The sequence below is a fragment of the Autumnicola aciditolerans genome, assembly GCF_041679265.1.
GTDB lineage: Bacteria > Bacteroidota > Bacteroidia > Flavobacteriales > Flavobacteriaceae > Autumnicola.
This window is the reverse complement of sequence record NZ_JBGFSM010000004.1, coordinates 40,025-64,065: the sequence shown is the minus strand read 5'-3', so window position 1 is coordinate 64,065 and position 24,041 is coordinate 40,025. Positions and strand designations below refer to the sequence as shown.

18 protein-coding genes and 1 tRNA gene are annotated in these 24,041 nt (G+C 40.5%); 11 read left to right on the top strand and 8 right to left on the bottom strand.

Annotated features, from left to right (window positions below; translation table 11 throughout):
* The first annotated feature begins 129 nt into the window (after positions 1-129).
* From AB8M93_RS05200 to AB8M93_RS05185, 4 genes are all read left to right on the top strand, one after another.
* Positions 130-2,112: a retaining alpha-galactosidase gene (locus AB8M93_RS05200; RefSeq protein WP_373056516.1), complete on the top strand. Its 1,983-nt coding sequence runs from the start codon at positions 130-132 to the stop codon at positions 2,110-2,112.
* Positions 2,113-2,397: 285 nt separating this feature from the next.
* The gene (locus tag AB8M93_RS05195) at positions 2,398-2,757 is read left to right on the top strand and encodes a DNA-binding transcriptional response regulator (protein WP_373056515.1); all 360 of its coding nucleotides are present in this window, start codon (positions 2,398-2,400) and stop codon (positions 2,755-2,757) included.
* Complete coding sequence (locus tag AB8M93_RS05190; RefSeq protein ID WP_373056514.1) at positions 2,757-3,809, top strand: hypothetical protein; 1,053 nt, start codon at positions 2,757-2,759, stop codon at positions 3,807-3,809. The genes AB8M93_RS05195 and AB8M93_RS05190 overlap by 1 nt, the downstream gene beginning before the upstream one ends.
* The gene (locus AB8M93_RS05185; RefSeq protein WP_373056513.1) at positions 3,799-5,244 is read left to right on the top strand and encodes a glycosyltransferase family 2 protein; all 1,446 of its coding nucleotides are present in this window, start codon (positions 3,799-3,801) and stop codon (positions 5,242-5,244) included. Before AB8M93_RS05190 ends, AB8M93_RS05185 begins: the two co-directional genes overlap by 11 nt.
* Here AB8M93_RS05185 and AB8M93_RS05180 read toward each other — a convergent pair.
* Positions 5,241-6,488, bottom strand: a complete 1,248-nt coding sequence (locus tag AB8M93_RS05180; protein WP_373056512.1) for a YaiO family outer membrane beta-barrel protein — start codon at positions 6,486-6,488, stop codon at positions 5,241-5,243. The genes AB8M93_RS05185 and AB8M93_RS05180 overlap by 4 nt on opposite strands.
* Positions 6,489-6,625: 137 nt before the next feature.
* On the opposite strand from AB8M93_RS05180, the gene AB8M93_RS05175 reads away from it, so the two are divergent.
* The 6 genes from AB8M93_RS05175 to AB8M93_RS05150 all read left to right on the top strand — a co-directional run bounded on the left by AB8M93_RS05175 (position 6,626) and on the right by AB8M93_RS05150 (position 12,831).
* Positions 6,626-7,465, top strand: a complete 840-nt coding sequence (locus tag AB8M93_RS05175) for an aldo/keto reductase (RefSeq protein WP_373056511.1) — start codon at positions 6,626-6,628, stop codon at positions 7,463-7,465.
* Positions 7,466-7,539: 74 nt separating this feature from the next.
* A tRNA-Pro gene (locus AB8M93_RS05170) sits at positions 7,540-7,613 on the top strand.
* 384 nt (positions 7,614-7,997) lie between these two features.
* On the top strand, positions 7,998-8,789 hold the full coding sequence (locus AB8M93_RS05165; RefSeq protein WP_373056510.1) for a 2Fe-2S iron-sulfur cluster-binding protein: 792 nt from the start codon (positions 7,998-8,000) through the stop codon (positions 8,787-8,789).
* Positions 8,790-8,840: 51 nt separating this feature from the next.
* Entirely contained in the window at positions 8,841-9,827 is a 987-nt protein-coding gene (locus AB8M93_RS05160) for an FAD binding domain-containing protein (RefSeq protein WP_373056509.1), read from the top strand.
* Positions 9,828-9,850: 23 nt separating this feature from the next.
* Positions 9,851-12,031 carry a xanthine dehydrogenase family protein molybdopterin-binding subunit gene (locus tag AB8M93_RS05155; protein WP_373056508.1) on the top strand — a complete coding sequence of 727 codons (2,181 nt, stop codon included), beginning with the start codon at positions 9,851-9,853 and terminating at the stop codon, positions 12,029-12,031.
* 239 nt (positions 12,032-12,270) lie between these two features.
* Positions 12,271-12,831, top strand: a complete 561-nt coding sequence (locus AB8M93_RS05150; RefSeq protein ID WP_373056507.1) for a hypothetical protein — start codon at positions 12,271-12,273, stop codon at positions 12,829-12,831.
* Positions 12,832-13,096: 265 nt separating this feature from the next.
* On the opposite strand, the gene AB8M93_RS05145 is transcribed toward AB8M93_RS05150, so the two are convergent.
* The 7 genes from AB8M93_RS05145 to AB8M93_RS05115 form a co-directional block, all read right to left on the bottom strand.
* Positions 13,097-13,747, bottom strand: coding sequence for a DUF2306 domain-containing protein (locus AB8M93_RS05145; protein ID WP_373056506.1), 651 nt, complete (start codon positions 13,745-13,747; stop codon positions 13,097-13,099).
* Positions 13,748-13,847: 100 nt separating this feature from the next.
* Entirely contained in the window at positions 13,848-15,236 is a 1,389-nt protein-coding gene (locus tag AB8M93_RS05140) for a TolC family protein (RefSeq protein WP_373056505.1), read from the bottom strand.
* On the bottom strand, positions 15,233-16,588 hold the full coding sequence (locus AB8M93_RS05135; RefSeq protein ID WP_373056504.1) for an HlyD family secretion protein: 1,356 nt from the start codon (positions 16,586-16,588) through the stop codon (positions 15,233-15,235). Before AB8M93_RS05135 ends, AB8M93_RS05140 begins: the two co-directional genes overlap by 4 nt.
* 2 nt (positions 16,589-16,590) lie before the next feature.
* Positions 16,591-18,252 carry a peptidase domain-containing ABC transporter gene (locus tag AB8M93_RS05130; protein ID WP_373056503.1) on the bottom strand — a complete coding sequence of 554 codons (1,662 nt, stop codon included), beginning with the start codon at positions 18,250-18,252 and terminating at the stop codon, positions 16,591-16,593.
* Positions 18,252-18,929, bottom strand: coding sequence for a TetR/AcrR family transcriptional regulator (locus AB8M93_RS05125; protein ID WP_373056502.1), 678 nt, complete (start codon positions 18,927-18,929; stop codon positions 18,252-18,254). The genes AB8M93_RS05130 and AB8M93_RS05125 overlap by 1 nt, the downstream gene beginning before the upstream one ends.
* A gap of 168 nt (positions 18,930-19,097) precedes the next feature.
* Positions 19,098-20,507, bottom strand: coding sequence for a hypothetical protein (locus tag AB8M93_RS05120; protein WP_373056501.1), 1,410 nt, complete (start codon positions 20,505-20,507; stop codon positions 19,098-19,100).
* Between the two features lie 614 nt (positions 20,508-21,121).
* Entirely contained in the window at positions 21,122-22,915 is a 1,794-nt protein-coding gene (locus tag AB8M93_RS05115) for an adenylate/guanylate cyclase domain-containing protein (RefSeq protein WP_373056500.1), read from the bottom strand.
* A 474-nt stretch (positions 22,916-23,389) separates the two neighbouring features.
* Between AB8M93_RS05115 and AB8M93_RS05110 the strand changes: the two genes are divergently transcribed.
* Complete coding sequence (locus tag AB8M93_RS05110; protein WP_373056499.1) at positions 23,390-23,980, top strand: HD domain-containing protein; 591 nt, start codon at positions 23,390-23,392, stop codon at positions 23,978-23,980.
* Positions 23,981-24,041 lie beyond the last annotated feature (61 nt).

The following is a 24,041-nucleotide window of genomic DNA, read 5'->3' as shown; positions in this document are numbered from 1 at the left end:
CTATAGTAGCAGTCTGTATTGCTCTTTACTTGGCCAGGGTCAAAATTGAAAAAGGCAGCTGGATAAAAATGCCAGATATATAACAAAAATTCTACATATTCCCCTTATAGCGGAATCAACTTAATAAGTATGAATAAACTCCAACACCTTAGCTTTTTATTCCTTTTTTTTGCCGGTACAATCCTGGCTCAGGAGAATCCCACATTTGCCATCCAGTCTCCGGATGGGGAGATTAACCTGGAAGTAAATGTGGAAGAGCAGATTACCTGGTCTGTCCTCAAAAACACCCAGCAGGTTATCACGCCCTCTGCGGTCTCCCTTAGCCTGGCAAATGGAGAAATATTAGGAAGAAATCCGGAAGTGGTACATTCAGAAGAGGAAGAGGTAAGCAACAGTATAGATGCTGTTAATTATAAAAAGGATGTAATTGAAGAGCATTACAAACAGTTAAAGCTAAATTTTGAAAATGATTTTGGACTCGTTTTCAGGGTATATAATTCAGGCGTTGCCTACCGCTTTTTTACCAGTAAAAAGGAGGAAGTAACGGTAACTTCAGAAGAAGCAAATTTTAATTTCTCCGGCGATTATATGAGCTACTTCCCTTATGCCAATGATCCTGTGGAGGATGTCTATCAGATTTCCTTTGAAAACCGCTACACACATATTCCTTTATCTGAAATCAAAAAAGATACCGTAGGTTTTGCGCCGGTACTGGTGGAATTCCCCGGCGGAATTAAAGCAGCCATTACAGAGGCAGATCTTGAAAGCTATCCCGGAATGTTCTTAAAAGCAGGAAATCAGGAATATTCTTTAAAAGGAGATTTTGCCCCTTATCCCTTAGAAGAAGTTCAGGGTGGGCACAATGGTTTGCAGTCTTACGTGACAAAACGTGCAGATTATCTGGCCAAAACCAGTGGAACGCGTAAATTTCCTTGGAGAATTGTAATGGTTAGCGAAGAAGATAAGGAATTGCTTAATAATGATATGGTATATCAACTGGCGTCGCCATCGCGCGTAAAAGACGTTTCCTGGATAACCCCGGGAAAGGTTGCGTGGGATTGGTGGAATGACTGGAATATCTCCGGGGTTGATTTTCCCGCCGGGATAAACACCAAAACCTATAAGTATTACATAGACTTTGCTGCAAAAAATGGTATAGAAAATATTTTACTGGATGAAGGTTGGGCGCCCAAAGGGGAGATTCTGAATACTATTCCTGAAATTGACCTGGAGGAAATCATCAGGTATGCCGGGAGCAAAGGAGTGGGAGTATGGTTATGGTCCGGCTACCTGCCTTTAGCACAACAAATGGATAAAGCCTTAGAAGTGTATTCCCAAATGGGTGTAAAAGGGCTGAAGGTAGATTTTATGAACAGGGATGACCAGGCGATGGTAGATTTTTATTACGAAATTTCAGAAAAAGCGGCCAAACATAAACTCATGCTTGATTTTCACGGGGCTTATAAACCTACCGGGTTACAACGTACCTATCCCAATGTGGTGAACTTTGAAGGCGTTCGGGGGTTGGAAAATGTGAAATGGTCCAATACCGATTTTCCTTTGTACGATACCAGGATCCCTTTTATCAGGATGCTGGCAGGGCCTATGGATTACACCCCGGGAGCAATGAAAAATGCTAATAAGGCTAATTTTCGCGCTGTTAATTCTGCTCCCATGAGCCAGGGAACCCGAGCCCACCAGCTGGCTTTGTATGTTTTATATGAAGCACCTTTTAACATGCTGGCAGATAATCCCACAAATTATATGAAGGAGCCTGAAAGTACTGCTTTTATAGCTGATGTCCCTACTGTTTTTGATGCAACTATAGCCCTGGATGGGAAAGTAGGAGAATTTGCAGCTATAGCCAGGAGAAAAGGAGACACCTGGTATGTAGGCGCAATTACTAACTGGAATCCTCGGGATATCACGCTGGATTTTTCATTTTTGCCGAAAGGTAATTATGAAGCCGTAATTTTTAAAGATGGGGTTAATGCAAGTAGGGAAGGGAAAGATTATAAGCGGGAGGTGAAGCCTATTTCTGAAAATAACCAAATGGAAATACACCTGGCCCCGGGTGGTGGCTGGGCCGCAAAGATCTATCCTGCAAAATAAGCTGTGACTTTTCTCTAATCAGATTTATTTCCGGAAAAAGGGCTCTTCTACTGGTTGCGGTTTTTCTGCAAAAAAAAATTGAAATAAGCTGTTTTCCAGCTTCTTTATGTAGGATAAATACTTCAGAAATGAATAAGAAATTGAAATTCATCTGCTAAGCAGCATTTTTTTCATAAGAAAAAGACTACTTGTATTATTTTTGTGTATGTTTAGATCGGAAAGCAGCTTATTAAGCTTTCCTGATTATAGTGTTGGTAAAAGAACTTGATCCCCAAATTAGAAGTCTTGAAAACCAGGCATGCTTTAGTAATACAAGAAGATAAAATTATCCTGAGGATACTGGAACGCCTTACCAATTCCAGATCATATTCCTGTAAGGCAATTACTTCTCTTAATGATCTTGACATCGAGGATCAGAACATAAACTTCGATGTAATTATCTCCGACATTCTTTTTGATGGCATTGCTCCCCTTGAATTTGTATCCCAGGTGCAGGAGGTAATTTTGCATAAAAACCTGATCATTGTTTCCAATATGGGTCAGGAAAAAATCAAGAAAGATACCATGGCTCTAAAAGGCATCGCCGGATTCTTTGAAATTCCCTTTGATCTGGACAAGGTGGAGCAATTAATAGCAGGATATTAATGGAGTTGATCACTATTATTATACCTGTTCTAAAAATTGGCCTGTTAATTCTTATAGGTTTGTGGCTAGGTACGCTCTTTAGCATGAGTTACAGGAAAAGCCGGACTCGTAAGTTAAAGGAAATAGAAGAAACCTTTGCAGATGTGGTAAGCAATTACCTTTACCCCAATCCCGCGAGTCCTGTGGAACTTATCGAAATACAACGTATTTTAAGAAATATTGGGATTAGGGAATCAAAAAAAAACAACGTACAGTATTTAATAAACCTTATGATAAGGACACAGCGTTCCATACTTGGAAGAAATCACACAAAATTAAAAACCCTGTACAGCCAGATTCCTCCTTACCGTGCTTCTATTTCTAAACTAAAAAAGTATGGCTGGTACCATAAAGCCCTGGGAATAAGAGAAATTTACGAGATGAACCAGCAGCAGTACATTCAGGAAATAATCCCACTAAGAAACCACAAAAATATTTATGTGCGCCGGGAGGCCCAGATTGCCCTTGTTGTTTTTCTTGGCTGGGATAGTTTGCGTTTTCTTCCCTATTTAAAAAGGGATTTAACGCTGTGGCAGCAGATAAAAATTGTGGAAAAGCTTTATGATTTATATAAAGAACCCCAGGTGGAAAAGCTTCGGAACTTATACACCACCAAAAAGTTTTTTGCCAAACAGCTCATCATGAGGATTATTAGAAAATATAATCTGGAAAGTGAAACAAATTACATCCTGGCCCATCTTGAACATTCTAACTACGAAGTACGTGAGGCAGCCATCTATTGCCTGCAAAGTTTTAAGATAAAAGCGGAAGGCATCCGGATGATTAAAAAGCTTTTTTCCAAAATTCCTGTTGCCAGCCAGCAGGGGCAGCTTTTAAATTACATTTTTAAGAATTCTGAAATAGATGTAACATTCTACATGCAGCTGCTAAGAAGTTCCAGTGATGATATAAAGCTTAGGGCTGCGGAAATCCTCTGGAACAGCGGGTACAAAGAGCAGGTACAGGAATTCTATCTCGAGCAGTATTCAAATCCGGAAGTGTATGCCCAATAGTGACTTTTCTTGGGGGAATTTTATATTCTGGACCGTAAATTATTTCTTTTTCTTTTACGGGCTATGCCTTATGAGCATCTATTTTACCGGGATTATCCTGGCCAACCGAGGCATTAAACGAACAAAAAAGCGCTCTGTGTTTTTAAATGTGAACGATATTGTGAGCGCAACAGATATCCCTTCGGTTACCCTTGTGGCTCCGGCTTATAATGAAGGCCTTACCATAGTGGAAAATGTAAGGTCCCTGCTCTCCATTCAATATCCATACTATAATTTTATTTTGGTAAATGACGGCAGTAAAGATGATTCCCTGGAGAAACTTATAAAAGAATTTGAACTGGAACCAAGGGATGCCACTTTTATTACCCAGCCTATTCCCACTGCTTCAATAAATTACATCTACAAAAGCCGTAATAAGAAATATACACAGCTTACAGTAATTGATAAAAACAATGGAGGCCGGGCAGATGCCTTAAATGCCGGGATCAATTTTGCCGATAGCGAGCTGGTAATCTGTACCGATGCCGATTGTATTATCGAGCAGGATGCTTTGCTCAAAATGGTTCGCCCTTATCTTGAAGAAGATGATAAAGAAATAATTGCCTGTGGAGCAGGAATAGGAATCGCCAACGATTCTGTAGTAAAAAACGGGATTTTAAAAGAATTACGTCTGCCAGATAATCTTGTACCCATGGTACAGGTGGTGGAATATATCAGGGCCTTCCTTTTAGGCAGAATGGCCTGGGGAGAAATCAATGGATTAATGCTGGTATCCGGGGCTTTTGGAATGTACCCGTTAAAAAGGGTAATAGAAGTGGGAGGTTTTGATGCGAAAATGGTGGGAGAAGACCTGGAGTTATGCATCAGACTAAGAACTCATATGGAAAATTTAAAGCTGCCTTACAAGGTGGTGTACCTGCCGGAGACTCTCTGCTGGACAGAAGCTCCTCCCACCTACCAGGTGCTAATAAACCAGCGGGACCGGTGGGCCCGGGGTTTGTGGGAAACCATAAGCATCCATAAGCACCTTTTCTTAAATCCAAAATACCGCCATATGGGCTTATTGTATTTTCCTTACTGGCTCATCTTTGAGTTTGGTGCCCCACTGGTAGAGTTTTTGGGAATAATTGCCATTTTTGTCTTTGCCTTTATGGGATTGATCAATTGGCCAAATGCGGTGCTTATCTACGCCTTTATCTATCTTTTAGGCTGCCTTTTTTCTACGGCTGCGGTTTTTATGTATGTTAAGAGTTTTGACCATTATACACGTCCAAAACAAGTGGTGGAGCTGCTGTTAGCTGCTTACCTGGAACCTTTTTTGTATCACCCGGTAATGCTCTACGGCCAGATGAAAGGCTACTATAAAAAACTCTTTAAAATAAAATCAGGCTGGGGAGTGATGACCAGGAAAGGCTTCAAAATTTCCAAAGATTAAAACCGGTACCGGTAACTTGCAAATCCTACTAGTTGGTTTCCTTTAGTTTGCGCATTTATATCTTCAAATAAATATCCTCCGCCAAGCTGGAAAATATGATGAATGCCTATAGATTTATTGATTCCCACGTTAAAGTAGTAGGCTTCCAGTCCCGGGTTTTCCTGTACCTGGGTAAAAATTGCCCTTTCATCCGGGGAAATCCCGCTGCCCAGTCTTGCAAATAGATAATTATCGGCGTTTTTCAGGTAATACCGCAGGTTAAACTGGTAGTTTTGTACCAGTTTGTTCATTCGTTTTGGCCCCAAGAAGGTTCTTAAATTAAGGTAAAAGCTTCCCTGGTAGGCGGTAAGTCCCAGAATTCCTGTAAGATAATTAGTGTTGTTAAACGCCAGAAGCCTGCCGCCCACTTCCCCTTCAAATATTTTGGCAAAATTATAAAAGAGAGAAGCACTTGCTCTAAAGTCAGGAAAAAGGCTGCCATCAGAAAATCCAACATTGGTAAAGGCGTACATCCTGTCGCTAAAAACGGGATAAGCTTCCAGTTCATAAAGGCTGCCCTGGTCATAAGCCCTGTCTGTATAATTTACTCTGGCAATCACGGCAGTGCGGTTAAAGTTATGCTGAAATTCGCCACTAATGGTGTGCCAGGGTTCATCTCTTGAATAATCTTCACTGAAGTTGATAAACTGATAATTTACCCCAATTTCATTAGAAACCGTCCTGTTAAGGATCGTTTGCAGAACATACCTGTTTGCACCGGAAATACCAGAAGTTTCTATGGTTTTTAAGGCAATTTCACGGGCTTCTTTTCTCCTGTTCATTTTTAACAGCAGTTTTGCCTGCTGTATCCTTAGGGAAGTATCCCCGGGATAAATGCTATCCAGCCGCGAGAGGTATTGAAAAGCTTTTTGATCATCCTGAAATTTTCCTATTCGTTGTAAGGCCAGTGGTTTGGTATCTGCATATTGTGGTGCCTGCTTTAGCAGGTAATCCAGGTCTTCATCTGCTTCAGTAAACCGGCCCAGGACCCAAAAATTCCGGATTTCCAGGATGCGAATATCATGATATTCCGGTGCCAGTTCCAGCCCCCGGCGGGTAAGATTTAAAGACTTCTTATAAGTTTGGGTTTTGTAGGCGTTTAAGGCCTTCAGATAAAGGGAATCGGTATTGGTTTCAGAAATTTCCTGTGAAAACCCGGCGAAGGAAGTTAGCGCCAGGAAGATTCCGAAGAAAAAATTTTTCATATTTGGGGAGCTATAAAATTTATTTCAAAAATATGCTAATAAATAGAAACCGAAAGTTTTTCTGATATAAGTTTAGATAGGCCGGAATTTTCCTTTTCGCTTTTTCATCCTATCTTTAGGCTACAAAAAAAATTCTAATGAAGATAACTAATATTAATGGCAGCGTAACTTTAGCAAATGGAGTAAAAATGCCGTATTTAGGACTGGGGGTATATAAAGCCAAAGAAGGAAATGAGCTGGAGAATGCCATGCAGGCAGCATTTGAAACCGGCTACAGGCATTTTGATACTGCCAGCATGTATAAAAATGAAGAAGGCGTTGGTGCGGCTATAAAAAATTCAGGTATTCCCAGGGAAGAAGTTTTTTTAACCACAAAGGTTTGGAACAGTGACCAGGGTTATAAATCAACACTTAACGCTTTTGAAACTTCACTTAAAAAACTGGATAGCGGGTATGTAGATCTTTATCTTATACACTGGCCTGTACCGGGAAAATATATAGAAGCCTGGAAGGCCATGGAAAAATTATATAAAGAAGGCAGGATAAAAGCAATAGGAGTTTGTAACTGTATGCCCCACCACCTGGAAAGTCTTGAAAAGGAATGTGAGATTATGCCAATGGTACTTCAAAATGAATTTCACCCAATGCTCGTGCAACCGGAGCTTTTGGAATATTGCCGTGGCAAAAACATTCAATATGAAGCCTGGTCCCCTCTAATGCGCGGGAGGATTTTTGATAACAAACAACTAAATGAAATTGCCCAAAACCATAATAAAACGCTGGCACAGGTGGTGATTCGCTGGGATTTGCAAAAAGGGGTCGTTACTATTCCAAAAAGTGTGCATAAGGAGCGCATAAAAGAAAATGCTTCGGTATTTGATTTTGAATTAACTTCTGAAGAGATGCAACTAATTGATAGCCTGGATAAAGAAGAAAGGACAGGAGCGCACCCAGATACTTTTATGGAGCAACTTTAAAATTAGAAAAGAAACAAAAAGTAAATTACTTTTTGAAAATAAAAAATAAGCCCTTTAATTTGCACTTCAAAAATCGGGATGTGGCGCAGTCTGGTAGCGTATACGTCTGGGGGGCGTAGGGTCGCAGGTTCAAATCCTGTCATCCCGACTTTGTTAGAAAAATAGATATTTAAAGGGTAAATACATAATGAGTGTGTTTACCCTTTTTTATTTTGTTTAAATGAGAGATTCCTTTTGAAATTGATCCCTTTTTACTGAATCATTGGGCTTCTTCAAGAAAGATTTCCTGGAAAAATTTATATTTCTGCATTAGGAATTTATAATCAATTTGGCCATTTCAAATCTCTTGTTTTCAATTTTTTATGCCTTGCAGGTGCCCTTTAGATCTGGAAGTTTAATCTTTATTGTATTTAAAATCCGGATATAATTTTCAGAAGACATAGCTCATTAACATAATGATAACGCTTTAATAGATTTTAATTTCTAAATTTAATACCTCTGCTTACCTCCTAAAAAATTGCTTATGAAGGATATGGAAAAATGGAAACGGAAAGTTCAGGATGATGAATTAAGTGAAGACGAAGAAAAAGTCTTTGATCAGCTTGGCCTAAATGGCACTACCCGCCGGAAATTCTTAAAGCAGATTTCTGCTGCCAGTTTAAGTATTTGGGCCTCTTCATATTTTACTTCGGAATTATTTGCAAATACCATGAAGGATTTGCCCGATAAGCCTGAAGTATTTTTAAATGAAGTCAAGGTGAACCTGCGGGTAAACGAGATGGTAAAGCCATTAACTTTAGATTCCCGTACTTCTTTGCTGGATGCGCTAAGGGAAAGGCTGGCCCTCACAGGTTCCAAAAAAGGTTGTGACCACGGGCAATGCGGTGCCTGCACGGTGATGATCGATGGCAAACGAAAACTTTCCTGCCTTACGCTTGCTGCTACCTGCGAGGATAAGGAAATTACCACTATAGAAGGTTTGGCCCGGGACGGGGAACTTCACCCAATGCAACAGGCATTTTTAAAACATGATGGCTTTCAGTGCGGTTATTGTACCCCGGGACAAATTTGTTCTTCCGTGGCACTTTTAGAAGAGGCTAAAAACGGGGAAGCCAGTTATGTGACCGAGGATTTTAAAAATGTGGAAAAAAACCTGGAGCTTTCCGAAGAAGAAATAAGGGAAAGAATGTCTGGTAATATTTGCCGCTGCGGGGCTTATAACAATATTGTACAGGCCTTTAAAGAGGTACATTCCGGCAATGATGAAATGCCCACCTGGGAGTTTGCCACCCTGGAGCAAATGGAAAAGGCAAAAAACGCATAGGCGGTTAAACCAATCCTTTTGCACAATTAAAAGGATAAAACTTCAATTCACATGAGACCATTCACTTACACAAGTGCCAAAAATAAAGAACAGGCTTTGGAGGCTACCCATGAAAATTCCCATTATCTGGGCGGCGGGACAAATTTAGTAGATTTGATGAAAGAAGATGTGGAGCGTCCCAATGAGCTTATAGACATCAATAATCTGGATTATAAAAGCATTACCAGCAATGAAGATGGAGGTTTAATGCTGGGAGCTATGCTCAACAATTCAGATACGGCCAATCATCCTGAAATCAGGAAGCAGTATCCATTATTATCTATGGCAATGCTTTCTGCGGCGACTGCACAAATAAGGAATATGGCAACTAATGGCGGAAACCTGCTTCAAAGAACCCGCTGTCCTTATTTTTATGAAACCTCTATGCCCTCTAATAAAAGGGAACCTGGAACCGGATGCGGGGCACTTCACGGGATGAATGCTTTACACGCTATTTTTGGCTACAGTGAAGAATGTGTAGCTGTCCATCCTTCAGATATGTGTGTGGCACTTGCCGCCATTGGAGCCCGGGTGGAAGTACAGCAACCGGACGGTTCCTCGCGGATGATTGATTTTACCGATTTTCACCGGCTGCCCGGAGAGCATCCTGAAAAAGACACCAATCTTATGCCGGGAGAGTTGATCACGGCGATTCATTTATCGAAGCCCAGGTTTTCCGATCATTATTATTACCTGAAAATAAGGGAGCGTGCCAGTTATGCCTTTGCCCTAATTTCGGTTGCGGCAGGATTAAATATTAAAAGCGGCGTGATTACTGAAGCCGGACTGGCCATGGGCGGGGTGGCTCATAAACCCTGGAAATTATTTGAAGCTGAAAAATTTCTTACAGGTAAGAAACCAAATCAGGCAAATTTTGAGACGGCTGCAGCACTTGCCATGCAGGATGCGAAACCGCTGGAAGATAATAAGTATAAAGTAGAAATGGGGAAAAAAGCCATTGTAAGAGCCTTAACCCAGGCCTATGAAAAAAAAGCCTGAGGGAATCTCAAAACAAAAAAATTATGATGAAAACATTAAACGCATCTGGAGTAGGAAATCCCATTAACAGGGTGGAAGGCCGGTTGAAGGTTATGGGAATGGCAAAATATGCTTCGGAATTTCCGGTAGAAAATAAAGTGTATGCGCAGGGAATAAACAGCACCATTGCCAAAGGCGAAATTGTATCTGTAGATACTTCTGAAGCAGAAAAGCAGGAGGGGGTGTTAAAAGTAATCACTTATAAAAATGCTGAAAAGCTGAATACTTTTGATGAAGAAATGCCTGCTATTTCTACCAGCAGCATCGCTCCGGTTTTGCAAAGTAAGCATGTAAACTATTACGGCGAATTTATAGGCGTTGTGGTTGCTGAAACTTTTGAGCAGGCACAATATGCGGCCAGGCTGGTGAAATTTGAATATAAAAAAGACCCGGAGCCGGCAATACATTTTGATGAGCTAAGGTCCAAAGCCTACAAACCTAATGAGAATTCAGATTATTCCCGCGGAAATTTAGATGCGGGGCTTTCCGAAGCAGATGAAGTGGTGGAGGAAACTTATAACACGCCAATTGAACATCATCATCCCATGGAACTGCACGCGATTATTGCTACCTGGGAGAATGGGAAGGTTATGGCTTATGCCAGCCAGCAGATGGTAAATGATGCCACCATTGCCATTTCAGATACTTTTCAGATTCCTAAAGAAGATGTAAGGGTGGTAGCATCTTTTGTGGGAGGAGGTTTTGGATCAAAACTGAATATAGAGCGCCATGCTATTATGGCCGTGATGGCTTCTAAAATGGTAGGGCGTCCTGTCCAGTTAACCGTTACGCGGCACCAGATGTTTACCAATACCGGCCTGAGGCAACATAATGAGCAAAAAATGAGGATTGGCGCGAAAAGCGATGGCAGCCTTACCGCTCTTGCCCACGAAACGCTTTCACATACCTCCACTTATCAGGAGTTCCAGGAATCCTGCGGCACGGTGTCAAAAATGTTATACAAGGTGCCCAATAACCTAATAAAGCACCGCCTGATACCCATGAACCTGCAAACTCCATTTGCCATGAGGGCGCCGGGAGAAGCAACAGGAAGTTTTGCACTGGAATCGGCTATGGATGAGATGGCGTGGAAACTTAAAATGGATCCTGTGGAATTCAGGATAAAAAATGATACCCAAACAGATCCCAGTTCAAACAAACCTTTCTCTTCCAGGCTTTTAGTGGAATGTTTAAGAATTGGGGCCGATAAATTTGGCTGGGAAAACAGAAAAAAAGAACCTGGTACAAACCGTAATGGTAATTGGCTGATTGGGCATGGAGTGAGCGCGGCCTCCCGAAGGGCACCGTATAGAGAGACGTCTTCCAGGGTGATTTTAGAAAAGGAAGATGGGAAAGTACATGCCACAATCCAGATGGATGGAACCGATATTGGCACGGGAAGTTATACCATAATAGCGCAAACCGCGGCGGAATACCTGGGGATTCCTGTAGAACAGGTAACGGTAGAACTGGGGGATTCCAGGTTTCCGGTAACGCCCGGTTCCGGAGGTTCCTGGGGCGCGGCTTCTTATTGTAATGGTGCCCGTGCTGCCTGTGAAAATGCAGTAAGCAAATTAAAAGAGAACCGGAATATTGGTGAGGATGAGGAAATTGAATTAACTGCCCTGCTGGAACAAAACGGGGTAAATAAATTTGAAGCTGAAGGTACTGCGGAACCTTCGGAGGAGTTTGATGATTATTCGGTTTTTTCTTTTGGAGCCAATTTCACGGAAGTATGGGTAGATAAAGATACCGGGATGTACCGTATAAAAAGGATGGTAAATGTGGGTTCTGCCGGAAAAATTCTTAATCCGAAGACGGCTTACGGGCAGGTTATTGGCGGATTAACCATGGGTGCCGGAATGGCATTGGCAGAACAGACAAAAGTAGAGCCGAATTTCGGTAATTTTATTACAAGATCTTTTGCCGATTATCATGTACCCGTAAATCTGGACATGGCCAATATAGACGTAATATTTTTACCTGAAGAAGATAAAATAGCCAATAAAATGGGCGTAAAGGGGATAGGTGAACTGGGGATTACCAGCGTAGCCGCTTCTATTGCCAATGCCATTTTTAATGCTACCGGGAAACGGATGCGCGATCTTCCCATTACTCCGGAAAAATTAGTGGTAGCGCCGGTAGAGGAAGGTGTGATTTCTTAGGAAGCCGGTAACTATATAAAGATTAGACTAAAGTATTTAAGTCAGCTTTTCCCAAAAATTATTCAACCTTCGGTATTACCGGAGGTTTTGCTTTTAGCAGGTATTTCAGAAGGTAAACTACTGCATCCTCAATACTCCTGCGAATATCCAGCGGAATTACACCTGGCATCATCTTTAAAAATTAACGGTTGAGAATATATTTTTTTTATATTTGGCGCTTTGCTTAAAAATAGCCTTAAATGAAAAGAGTATTATCCCTGTTTTTCTTCATTTCTTTGATAATTCCAACTGGAAATGCCCAGGAGTTTAAAGCAGGCGCAAACACAGGTTTTCCCTTTGGAAGTGATGGCCAGAATTTTTATTTACTAACAGGGGTGGACCTTTCCTATACATTTCACATTTTTGGAAATATAGAGCTTGGTGGAATCACTGGATATGGTAGGTTTTTTGGAAAAGACAATGAAGGTGTGGATAGGGAAACCTATAGGTATGAAGGTGTTGATTTTAACTATATACCGCTGGCGGTAACGGCGAAATATGCCCTGGGTCACTTTTACAAATGGTTTGGGGGGGTAGATGCGGGATATGCTTTTGCTTTGGGAGATGAGAAGATCAGGAAATTAGCTGGATTTTATTATGCTTTAAAAGGAGGGTGGCAAAATGATAATGTAGAAATTTTCGCCTATTATCAAGGTATTGGTAACTCTGAAACCAAATCTAAAACTTCTGGAAATTTTACTACCTCCACCACTTTTGCAAAATTAGGAGCAGCTGGAGTAGGGATCTTTTATAAATTCTGAAATAAAATTAACCTTAAAATAATTAATGATGACTAAAAAAACTATTTTTCTTCTTCTTGGGATAACGCTTTTGGTAAGTTCCTGTACCGTAGAATGTGAATGTGAAGTTTTAGAAAATGGAGATATTGAGTGCCCATGTTAAAAATAGCTGGTTGCTAAAATAACCTTAAGGCAGAATTAAGTAGTCGTATTTTAATTCTGCCTTTTAAAACCTCCACAGATAATAAGTAAATAGGGTGTGGGCTTTGTTCTCAATTTTATTATCCTATCCCTTCCTGCCTGAAAACATTTCAGGTATTACTTTTCTTCTTTCTCGCGCAATAATAAAATATGCCACAAAAAGATTAGGAACCCAGCTAAGCCAGGCTACAATGTGGTATGCAGGATCAAACTCCCCTGTAACTAATATTAAAACAGGAAGCCAGATCCTTAAGCTAACTGCCGAGAAACATATCGCGTAACTATATATCATTAATTCCTGATGTAGCCGGATGTGACGATTTCTAATAGCAGTATAGCCAAAAATGCTTGTGGATAACCATATTAACGCACTTAAAGTAAATCCTATGCTATTGAAAATTCCACCTGTGGCAAAATGCGCAATGTAAACTCCACATAACCCACTAATAAGTACTGCTATCAGGTAAATTCTTCCAACAATTTGGTGAAGCTTCTTTCTTCTTTTTCTAACCTTTGGGCTAAATTGTATCCACCCAATTAGTAAGGCAATTCCCCCCAGGGTAATGTGCCCGTAAAAGGCAAAATTCCAAATAAGGTCATTTAGTAACTCCTGTGATTTGGAAGATAACAACCCAAACTGCCTGTCAATCAAAAAGTAAAGCAGAGGATACAAGCCAATGGAAACGCTCAATGTCCCAAATAACACCCATTTTGTATTATTGATAATTCTTGACAAGGCTTCTAACTAGCAATGATTTACGTTCTTGAATTTAATTCATTTTCAGTTTATTTCATAAAAAAATAAACTTTAGGTCTATTTCTTTTATTTCAGATTTCTAAAACTGCGTGGTGATCTTTAGCAATTCTGCCTGGCTTTTGAGATATTTCATGATAATTTCAATCTCTTTAAGCCTCGCATTAATAAGAGAATTCTCCCTGTTATTTACCAGAAACAATGAACTGTCTCCCAATTCAAATTTCCTGCGTTCAGCTGAAACAAGGGTTTCATAATTAGTTACCAATCCACTCATTTGAAACCGCTGTTGCCTGAAAGATGTTATTTCATTCTGAATGGACCTTAACTGGTTCAGGATTTTCTGGTTGGTATTAATAAGTTCATATTTTAGATTTTCGACTTCAATCTTAGCCAGTTGAAGCGCACTGCGTTCCTTTCTGAGGAAAAGTGGCAGGCTAAAATTAAATCCAAATTTGTAATCTGCAGTATTAATTCCCTGCCATTCCTCCGGCTCGCTGCTAAGAAAATTATAGTTGAGTTCCAGATTAGGCAAAAGTTTATTAGCACTAAGCCTGCGCTCAACCTCCTGCATTCCCACCTCGTATTCCAGGTATTTTATCTTCGGGTTATCCTGAAAATTTTCAATGGCAGTCAGCTCATTTTCCAGCCACATTTCATTTACTTCTTCAAATAATTCTTTATTGGGAATAACTTCTGAAGTAATCTCTAATGGGATATTATCCTGGGCCCAGAGATAATTTGAAATTTTAAGCGAAGCTTTGTAAAAATCCAGTTGCGCCTGTTGTAATTCAAGTTGCCTTTTTTCGTAGGTGATCTTTGCCTCCAGCGTATCTACGGCAGGTTTGTCACCAGCCTGAAATTCTGTTTTTACAGATTCCAACCGGAATTGAGCGTTACCTAAAAAGGTTTGATAAAGGGAAAGGGCTTCATAAGCCGCGAACCAGTTAAAGTAAGCTGTGGAAGCCTCATACAATACCTCTGCAGCCAACAGGTCCTTTTTTACCTGGGATTGCTGGCGGTAGAGCTTAGCCTGTTTTAACGCAGCCATACGTTCGCTAAGAAAGATCCCGTTGGTTACGTCCAGCGAAACTCCCGCAGAATATAAACCTTCATCGGGAACAGTGTTTTGAGGGTTGAGGTACTTCCCATAATTTTCTTCATATTTTGCATTAAATTCCAGCCCGTAATAAGTAGGGATTTTGAAAGCCGAATTAAATAACTGATAGTACTCGGTAGCTTTGAACTCTTTTTCAGAAAAATCGGCTTCAATTTTAGGATCAAAAGCCCCCCGCGCTTTCATCAGTTTAAAATTGGCTTCATCTACCACTAATCCCGCCTGTTTTACCAGCGGGTGGTATTTTTTAACGATAGACAGGTATTCCGAAAATTCAAGCTGGCTTCTTTCCTCTTCCTGCGCGGCCAAAGGAAGAAAAACCAGCAGGCCTAATATGAAAATAATTTTTTTCATTTTTTGGAATCTGTAATTTTTGTTTCAGTTTCAGGAGTGTAGTAGTTGGGAGGAAAGCCGTTTAACTGCCGCCATATTTCATACCAGATAGGGACATCTTCCAATAGGGCAAGAGTGGAAGCTCCTGCTCCAATTTTAATGCCTTCCGGCCAGTTATGATCTTCCTCATTTGGTGCCAGCAATACCCGGTATTTTCCATTAGCGCTTATAAAATTTTCTATAGCGACTATTTTTGCCCCGTAGGTCCCGTAAGAACTATTAGGCCACCCGCTAAAAACTATGGCAGGCCAGCCATCAAACTGCACTCTTACTTCTTCGCCCACATGGAGCAGGGGCATATCTATGGGAGCCACATAAGTTTCCACAGCAAGCTCATAATTAGAGGGCATTATGCCAACCAGAGGTTCTCCCTCTTTAAAACTTTCGCCAATTCCACCTTTAATAGCCTTATTTATATAACCTGCCTGCGGTGCTTTAATGTAGTACATACCCCTGCGGGTATCGTAATTGGCGTAAGAGGTTTCCAGTTTGCTGATATCTGCCTGGGTTTGGAACATTCCGCTTTCTGCAGAGGAGCGGTCACTTTGGGCTTTGGAGATCTTTTCGCTGTACTCTGCACCAATCCGGTTAAGCTCTATCCTGGCATTAATTATTTCATTTTCTGAAGCCAGGACCTTGTTTTCCTGTGCCACCCGTTTGGCCTGGGCCTCCTGCAGTTTTAGCCGGTAATTTTCCAGGTCGGTAGTAGATTTTAAACCTTCTTCATTAAGGGTTTGTGCCCGTTGAAACTGCCTTTGGGCTATTTCTAAATTGGTTTTAGCCGCTTCCAGGTCTATACTGTCACTGCGGAATTTTAATATGCTTTGTTTTAGTTTATTTTCGGCCTGATTTGTTTTTAATCCTCTTTCCTGTTGAAGGGCATTAATCTGGTTATTTAAAAACTGAATTTTATTTTCATAGGAGTTACGTGAGCTTTCCTTCACCTTTATCTGGTCTCCAGTACGATCTACAAGCTGTGGATCAAAATATTCATTTTTTATTTCTGAAATATGAAGGATGGTATCTCCTTTTTCTACAAAGTCCCCTTCATTTACAAACCATTTTTCAATCCTGCCGGGAATAGGGGATTGTATGGTTTGTGGCCGCTGTTCAGGAGTAAGCGTGGTAACATAACCTTTACCTGCCACACTTTGCGTCCAGGGCAAAAACAGAATAATGATCAAAATAATTCCAAAAGCGATCAAAAACCGGTTAAAATATTTCTGGTTGCGCTCATTGAAAACCTTTTTTCCAGATTCGTACTGCAGGAGATCTACTTTCTCATGCAGTTTGTTGTTGGTTATATTCAGCATACTCAGGCGTTTTTGTTTATTTTTCCCTTATCAATACTTATAATCCTGTTGCAATAGCTTTCCCACTTTTTATCACTGCTGGAAGCTATTATGGCCCAAGGATTTTCCTCGCTAAAAAGGAAATTTAAAATCCTTACTTCCTCCTCATGATCCAGCTGGTCCAGCGGGTCATTTAAAATAAGCAGCGCCGGGCGCTTAACCACGCTACGGGCCAGAATGATCTTTTTTGAAATGGAGTAGGGCATCTGGATGCCTTCAGGATAGATCATGGTATTTAAACCTTTGGGCTGTTGTTTCACAAAATCCTGTAAGCCGGTATTTTCCAGTGTCCACTGTATATCCTCTTTTGGGATGTTCTTATCCCCAAGGGTGATATTTTCCAGAATGGTTCCTTCAAAAGGGGACTCTTCTGTTATAGAATGTCCCAGCAGGGCCCGGTAATGGTTTATTTTTATAGTCTTTAAAGAAATATTGTTTACATAAATTTCCCCGGTTGCGGGCTGTATAAGCCCTGCCAGCAGTTTTAGTAAGGTGGATTTTCCCGCCCCGTTTTTCCCTTTTAAAAGTATTTTGTCACCGGGTTTAATGCTAAGGCTTATGTTCCTCAAGATCTTTTGGTTGTTGAAGCCTCTGTAATTCACCTCATCCATTTCTATAGTGAGCGGTTCCCCAACCTGAAAAGGTTCTTCCCCGGTTTGTTCTTCCAGTTCCTTATCTACCACCTGTCCCATTTTTTCAAGCGAAGTAAGAATGTCATAAAAAGATTCTACACCAAGGATGATTTTTTCAACAGATCCTATAATAAGAAGGATAATAATTTCTGCCGCCACAAACTGCCCAATGTTCATTTGTTGATTAAGCACCAGCATTCCTCCAATGGCCAGTAACCCAGACGTAACCAGCACTTTAAAAACAATAAGCTGGATAAACTGGATACGAAGCACCTGGAAATGCCCTTCCCTGGCATCCAGATAATTTGTTAGCATACGGTCATTCCTGGAAATGGCCAGGTTGGTGCGTCCCGAAATTTTAAAACTAACCAGTGCCCTTGCAACTTCCTGGATCCAGTGTGCAATGTGATATTTATATTTAGATTCGGCTATACTGGCATCCAGGCCTTTTTTTCCCGTGATGCGGAAGCCAATATAAATAAGCAGGACCAGCAGGATCCCGTAAATTATAAAGAACGGGTGATACAGGGAAAGCAAAATTAATCCGAAGATCACCTGGGTCATTGCCGCAGGAAAATCTATAATAACTTTTGAAAGGCCTTTCTGTATGATAAGGACATCAAAAAACCTGTTGGCAAGTTCAGGGGGATAGAAATTCCTTAACTGGTCCATCCTGATTTTGGGAAAGCGATAGATAAATTCAAAAGAAGACCTGGTAAATATTTTTTGCTGAACATTTTCCAGGATCCTTATTTGCATTAATTGTAGAACGCCTACAAAAGCCACTCCCAGGGTTACCAGGATAACCAGTACTATCCAGGAGGTTGAAATCCTTGCACCCTGCATCAGGTTTACAATAGCCTGTATCCCAAGAGGTACAGAAAGGCTTACCAGGCCGGCAAAAATTGCGTAGTAAATAATTTGCAGAAAGTCTTTACGTTCCAGCTTTAATAATCCTACAAATCTTTGAAAAGGGCTAAGCTTGTTATTCATTATTTGGGAATTAAAATTTTGGATACCATATGTTTAAAATATACCGAGGGTGTGATCTCGTTGGTGCAGTCGGTAATATTAGAAAAATGCTTACTCAGGAAATGTTGATGTAAAGAGCCGTCTATAACAGTGGTGGCAAGGCTAAACGGATATTCATAAGCGGGATCTACTTCGCTAATCATCTTGCTCACCCTGTTCACCAGCCGTTTGTATAGCATGAAATGACCGTGCTTGTTTTCTTCATCAACCTTTTTAGTTAAATAAGATTTAGAAGATTCATTAATGATAATGTTGTTTAGAGCAACTTCGTTAATGTGTTTAAAGCGTATATCCTCTTCTACGGGGTGTGCCAGGACTTCAATGGCTTTTTGCAGCCTTTCTTCAACATTGGTGATGCCGTAAGTGGCAATGGTGAGCTGAAATTCTTTCCAGCCCCAAAACCAATTGGTGATATACACCAGAAAGCTGTGCTTGTTTTCAAAATAACGGTACACAGAACTTTCGTTTGACTTTATCTTTTCTCCCAGTTTTTTAAAAGTGAATTTTTCAAAGCCAATTTTATCAATAAGGATAATCCCGTTACCAATGATCTTTCTTCCTAACTCGCTGGATTCGGGATCCTTTAAGTAAAGGCTGTCGCTAACCGATATTTTCAGGTTTTTTAGAAGCTCTTCCATTTAAAAGTAATTTCCCCAAAAATAATAGTAATACTATTAAATAAAAAAGTTTTACTTTTATTTAACGCTTGTTCTATTCGGATTAGATTTTCCGCAATTAAAAAACCGGCAACTTTTGTTACCGGTTTTATATCCGCTTCCTGCGGAAAAAATTATAAAGAAGTCTTGTTACTGAAGACTTGAACTGGTCATCTTCAATTTTGGATCTATGGTGAAAGTTCGCTGAGTCTCCCCGTCATTTATCCTGAAGACAATGCTGTAAGATTCCAATCCGCTCACATAGTCTTCCCTTATCTGGCCAATAAGAAAGCCTTCCAGGCTGGAATCGGTATAAACATCTGTTACAATAACCGGTCCTCCTTCAGGTTTACGATATGCATCCAGGATCTCTATAGTTACTCCATTCCCCGGGTTAAGAGGCTGCCCCATCCAATAGATTTTCATGCCTTTATCCACGAGGGCCACGTGGCTGTCAGGATCTCCAGGATTTTCTTCAATAGTACTTCTGTTATCAGTAAAAACCACCGTGGTATTAAAATTCTCTTCTGTGATATTTTCAGTATCTATGGTAAGTACCACATAGGTATCCTGGCCGGGTTCTTCAGAATTATCACAATTAATAAAGATGTGTTCATATTCTGCAGTGGTTCCGTCGTCATTCAATAATTCCTGTACCTGGTTCCAGCTAAGGGTTCCGGTTTCCACGTAATTGCCGGCAGTTCCGTAATTGCCAGGCCAGTCTGCCAGGGTAAGTTCATAATATAAGTAAGGATCATCTGCTCCTATCCCTTCTTCCGGAGCGGGAACGGCAAGGCATACCGGCTCTGCATAGTAATCTTCGTTATCCATACCTGTTACCGGGGCTTCATCGAGATATAAAGGAGTGCCGGCAGCCGAAGTTCCCAGGTACAGGTCCAGGCTGTAATTTGCAGTGTAGTGCCTACCCGCAGGGGTGCAGTAATTTGCAAAGAAACAAAGTGTGGAAAGGGGAGTGGGAACAATATCAAAGAAGAGATACCCGTAAAGATTCACCTGCCGTTGGTCAAAACAAAGCACCTGGATATCCCTGTAGGTTTTTGATCCTGCCCTCAGGTCCCAGGTTACTGGCAGCGCCTGGTCCACAAAAGCGGCATATTCACTTCCTGTTTTTGGAGCGGCCCATATAATTTCTCCCGGGGAACCTCCATCGTCACTCCATACCAGAAAATCTGTTAGCGTAACAGAAACTGTTGTAGCCCCAGAAGGCACAGGGATTTCGAGTTCATCATCATAGGCGGTAAAAAAGCCGTTTTCATCACTTAAAATACTTACGGTAACATCAACAGGTGTGTTTTCATCTCCGTAAGTTAAGGAGAGCTGCGCGTAAGCTGGAGTGGCATCAGAACAAATGGGAAGATCTGCCACCTCCTGTTTTAAGGGCGCTCTGTTCATCATATTGTTTAATACCGGGCCAAAAGATAATACAGCGAAGTCTTCAGAGGTTTCCGGGGTTTCTTTAACAGGTTCGTCTTTATTACAGGAGGTGAGCAATAGTCCAAATACGGCCATAAGGACGAGGTGAAATTTAATTGTTTTCATAACTTTTTTTGGTTTTAGATTAATAATAAAAATGGCATTTTTTGTGACAGTCCTTTTTTAAACTTCTGAAAAACCATTTTTTTTGGTTTTATCTTCTGGCTTTAGTGAGGATATCATTATGAATACTTTAAATGCTAAACTTCTTTAACTTAAGCAGAAAGGGGCAATAGGGTTTCCTTTAAATTGCGGGGGGCGTAAACGGGAAAGCAGGATGCATTGTTTTTTGAGGCTAAAGCAGCCAGAAGGTAAAGTCCTGGTTCTTCTAATAAAAAAAGGCGGAAAAATGACCACCTTTTTTTGCCCCAAATCTACCATGAACTTAACCTACTTATGTTTATGGTATTACTAATTTAAACAAGAAGAAGATACTTTAAAAATATTTTAGACTAACAGCCTGGTAAATCGCTAAAATACTGCTAATGAGTATTTAGGGTTTCTATTTAAATATTTTAGTAGGAAGATAACCTGCTGGATTGAAAGAAAATTCCGGAAGTCATCAGCCCTGCTTTCAGGCCGGGGAAACTATTGCTCCGTGGGATGGATCTATTTGGTCAAATTATAGAAGATGTGAATTCTGTTTTAGTATGGCGCTCAAAGTTGACTTAATATAGATTTTACTCTCTATGCTGTTGTACAAAATACATTTTCATTTTTCCTTTGTTCTTGACCTCTATTTCCCCCCTGTACCTGCACTCATATTTATCTTTAATTATATTATAGGTATTTTCAGAAATATTAAGCTTACCCGCCTCACTGCAGGCTTCCATTCGGGAAGCGATGTTTACGGTATCTCCCCAAATATCGTAGGCAAATTTTTTCCTGCCCACCACTCCCGCGATCACTGGGCCACTGTTAATCCCCACGCGCATTTCAAAACGTGTTGCCTTTTCCAGGTTTTCTTTTTTCACCTCCAGCACAAAATCTATCATTTCCAAAGCGGCTGCCACCATCCTCTCTGCATGATCTTCCAGGGGAAAAGGGACTCCGGCAGCACACATATAAGAATCTCCCAGCGTCTTTATTTTTTCCAGCCCGTATTTCTCAACAATTGTATCAAATTTGGAAAAATAAAAGTCCACGCTTTCCACAAGTTCTTCCGGGGAAAGGTGTTCGGCATAATTGGTAAAGCCTTTAAAATCGGTAAAGAGCACACTTACATTCTCAAATTTTTTGGCTTTAACCCTTCCGCTGTTTTTAAGCTCGACAGCAGTTTCTTCAGGAAGAATATTCAGCAGCAGGTGGTCGGACCTGTTTTTCTCCCTTTCTATAATCAAATTCGTTCTCCTTATAAACAGGTTGCGGCGGTAAAGGCCTACTGCCAGTAACATGAACAGGATAAGGGCAATACAAACGGCAATAACTATATTTTTTTGATACCGCCTTTGCTGATGTAAAAGATCTACTTCTGCCTGCTTTTGGGAAACTTCAAAATCTGTACGTAAATCGGCCATCTTACGTACAGATTCCAGGTTGGTAACACTATCCCGGAAAGTTATATAATTTTTATAGTATTTATAAGATTTGGCAGAATCTCCGGATGCTTCATATAACTCCGATAACTTTAAATTGGAGGAAGAGATCTGATCCTTTAAACCGTACCTTAGCGCCAGGTCCAGGCTTCTTGCGGCATATTCCAGCGCCCTGTCCTCATTTCCTTTTTCGTGGTAAATGTCTGCCATATAGGTGAGAAATTCAGAAATGGCATTATAATCTTTAAAGGCTTCCAGCAGGTTAATGGCATTTTCAAGATACTTTTCTGCCTCTACATCATCTCCCGACTTTGCAAAAATTCTTCCCAGGTTGCCAAGGCAGTAGGCCTGTCCTATGGGAAATTCTTTATTTTCAAAAATAGCAGCAGCTTCTTTGGTATAGTCCCGGGCAGTTTCGAGCTCATTAATCCTCAAAAATTCATCCCCGGCATTGTACAAAGCTTTACCCAGCAATAAAGAATCTTTTCCCTTTCTAAAAATTTCCAGCCCTTTTTTATAATAAAACCCGGCATTAGAAGCATTCTCATTTAAGGAATATACATTCCCGATTGCGATATAACAGGAAGCTACATCATTGTCGTCCTTGCTTTTCTTGGCGTAATCCATCGCCTGGAAAAATGCTTCCAACGCCCGACCATAATCCCCTTTTAAATTAAATGAGGCTCCTTTTTGCATATAGCCTTCATAAATCATAGAATCTGCATGGGCCCTGCTTATAAGTATTTCAGAATATTTCAGGCTGCTGTCCGGGTTGATTTCATTTACCGCAATTTTTCTTAACAAATCAAGTTTATCATCCTCTGCTCTTCCTGAATTGTAAATCTCCTTCAGGCTATCTGCCTTCTTCTGGTCCTGGCAATTTCCTGCAGAACAGAAACAGCAAAGTAAGAGGAAGTAAATAATTTCTTTTGGACCCATTATTATACCTTGATTATTATCATTAGCAGGAAAATTCATGTAGAATTGGGTATGTTGTAAAAATTGTTCATTTTTCAACAATATGAATAGAAATAAGGCTACACCTGAGGTTGTGGCATTTTTTAAGCCAGCTGCTTTTAGTTGCTTCCTATTTTTCTCCTTTTGCTGAAGCCGATAAACACAGAGCTGTTTCTTTAAATTTTTTCACTTGCAGGAATTAAAAATCCCGTCTTTTTCCACTTCTGAAGTAAAACTCCTTATAACTTACTGTACAAAAGGATGTTGAAGGTATAAAAAATCCGCAAAATTTTGGTAAGTTAGAGGAATGGATTTCATTATTTTAAACGAAATTGTGCATTTTTGAAAAACCAGTGAGGATTAATGAGATTTTCTTTTTTTCTAGAGTTTCTCCTTTCTGAAAAATTATTCTTTTCAAAAATCCTGTATGGGCACTATAAAACTAAAACTTATTTAATGGACCTATTCCATCAGATTTATGCCAGAGTAACCTCTAATCTTGAGAAAAACCTTCCCTCCTGGCTTCATTATCACTGTGCAGATCATACCAGGCATGTGCTGGAACAAACCATTTTTATTGCCGATAAAGAGAATGTAAAGGAAGAAGATTTATTCCTGTTAAAACTGGCCGCTTTATACCATGATACCGGTTTTATGAAGAGCAGGGAAAACCATGAAGAAATAAGCTGTGGCATTGCCCATGAAGAATTAACGAGGGATGGCCTGAAGAAGGAGGAGGTAGATAAAGTTTGTAAAATGATCCTGGCTACTAAAATTCCGCAGAAACCCAGGACAAAACTGGAAAATATTATTGCAGATGCAGACCTGGAATACCTGGGCACTGCTCGTTTTGATGAAATAAGCAACAGGTTGTACAAAGAGCTGCTTCATTACAGGCCTACTTTAAGCAGGGAAGAATGGAACGAAATCCAGATTAATTTTATTTCAAAACACAGGTACCATACCAACTATTGCAGGCAACACCGCGAACCTATGAAACTGGCTAACCTGGAAAAGCTGAAAAAAGAAGTTCGCAACCAAAGCTAAAGCCATAATTCTTAAATTGTGGTAGCTGCTTTACAAGGGACAGGGACGTGCCGGAGGGGGA

Coding starts and splice junctions, on each gene's coding strand:
- AB8M93_RS05200 (WP_373056516.1), top strand. CDS start 130: ATGAATAAACTCCAACACCTTAGCTTTTTATTCCTTTTTTTTGCCGGT.
- AB8M93_RS05165 (WP_373056510.1), top strand. CDS start 7,998: ATGGAAAAATGGAAACGGAAAGTTCAGGATGATGAATTAAGTGAAGAC.
- AB8M93_RS05135 (WP_373056504.1), bottom strand. CDS start 16,588: ATGCTGAATATAACCAACAACAAACTGCATGAGAAAGTAGATCTCCTG.
- AB8M93_RS05160 (WP_373056509.1), top strand. CDS start 8,841: ATGAGACCATTCACTTACACAAGTGCCAAAAATAAAGAACAGGCTTTG.
- AB8M93_RS05110 (WP_373056499.1), top strand. CDS start 23,390: ATGGACCTATTCCATCAGATTTATGCCAGAGTAACCTCTAATCTTGAG.
- AB8M93_RS05155 (WP_373056508.1), top strand. CDS start 9,851: ATGATGAAAACATTAAACGCATCTGGAGTAGGAAATCCCATTAACAGG.
- AB8M93_RS05115 (WP_373056500.1), bottom strand. CDS start 22,915: ATGGGTCCAAAAGAAATTATTTACTTCCTCTTACTTTGCTGTTTCTGT.
- AB8M93_RS05125 (WP_373056502.1), bottom strand. CDS start 18,929: ATGGAAGAGCTTCTAAAAAACCTGAAAATATCGGTTAGCGACAGCCTT.
- AB8M93_RS05175 (WP_373056511.1), top strand. CDS start 6,626: ATGAAGATAACTAATATTAATGGCAGCGTAACTTTAGCAAATGGAGTA.
- AB8M93_RS05180 (WP_373056512.1), bottom strand. CDS start 6,488: ATGAAAAATTTTTTCTTCGGAATCTTCCTGGCGCTAACTTCCTTCGCC.
- AB8M93_RS05120 (WP_373056501.1), bottom strand. CDS start 20,507: ATGAAAACAATTAAATTTCACCTCGTCCTTATGGCCGTATTTGGACTA.
- AB8M93_RS05185 (WP_373056513.1), top strand. CDS start 3,799: ATGCCCAATAGTGACTTTTCTTGGGGGAATTTTATATTCTGGACCGTA.
- AB8M93_RS05140 (WP_373056505.1), bottom strand. CDS start 15,236: ATGAAAAAAATTATTTTCATATTAGGCCTGCTGGTTTTTCTTCCTTTG.
- AB8M93_RS05150 (WP_373056507.1), top strand. CDS start 12,271: ATGAAAAGAGTATTATCCCTGTTTTTCTTCATTTCTTTGATAATTCCA.
- AB8M93_RS05190 (WP_373056514.1), top strand. CDS start 2,757: ATGGAGTTGATCACTATTATTATACCTGTTCTAAAAATTGGCCTGTTA.
- AB8M93_RS05130 (WP_373056503.1), bottom strand. CDS start 18,252: ATGAATAACAAGCTTAGCCCTTTTCAAAGATTTGTAGGATTATTAAAG.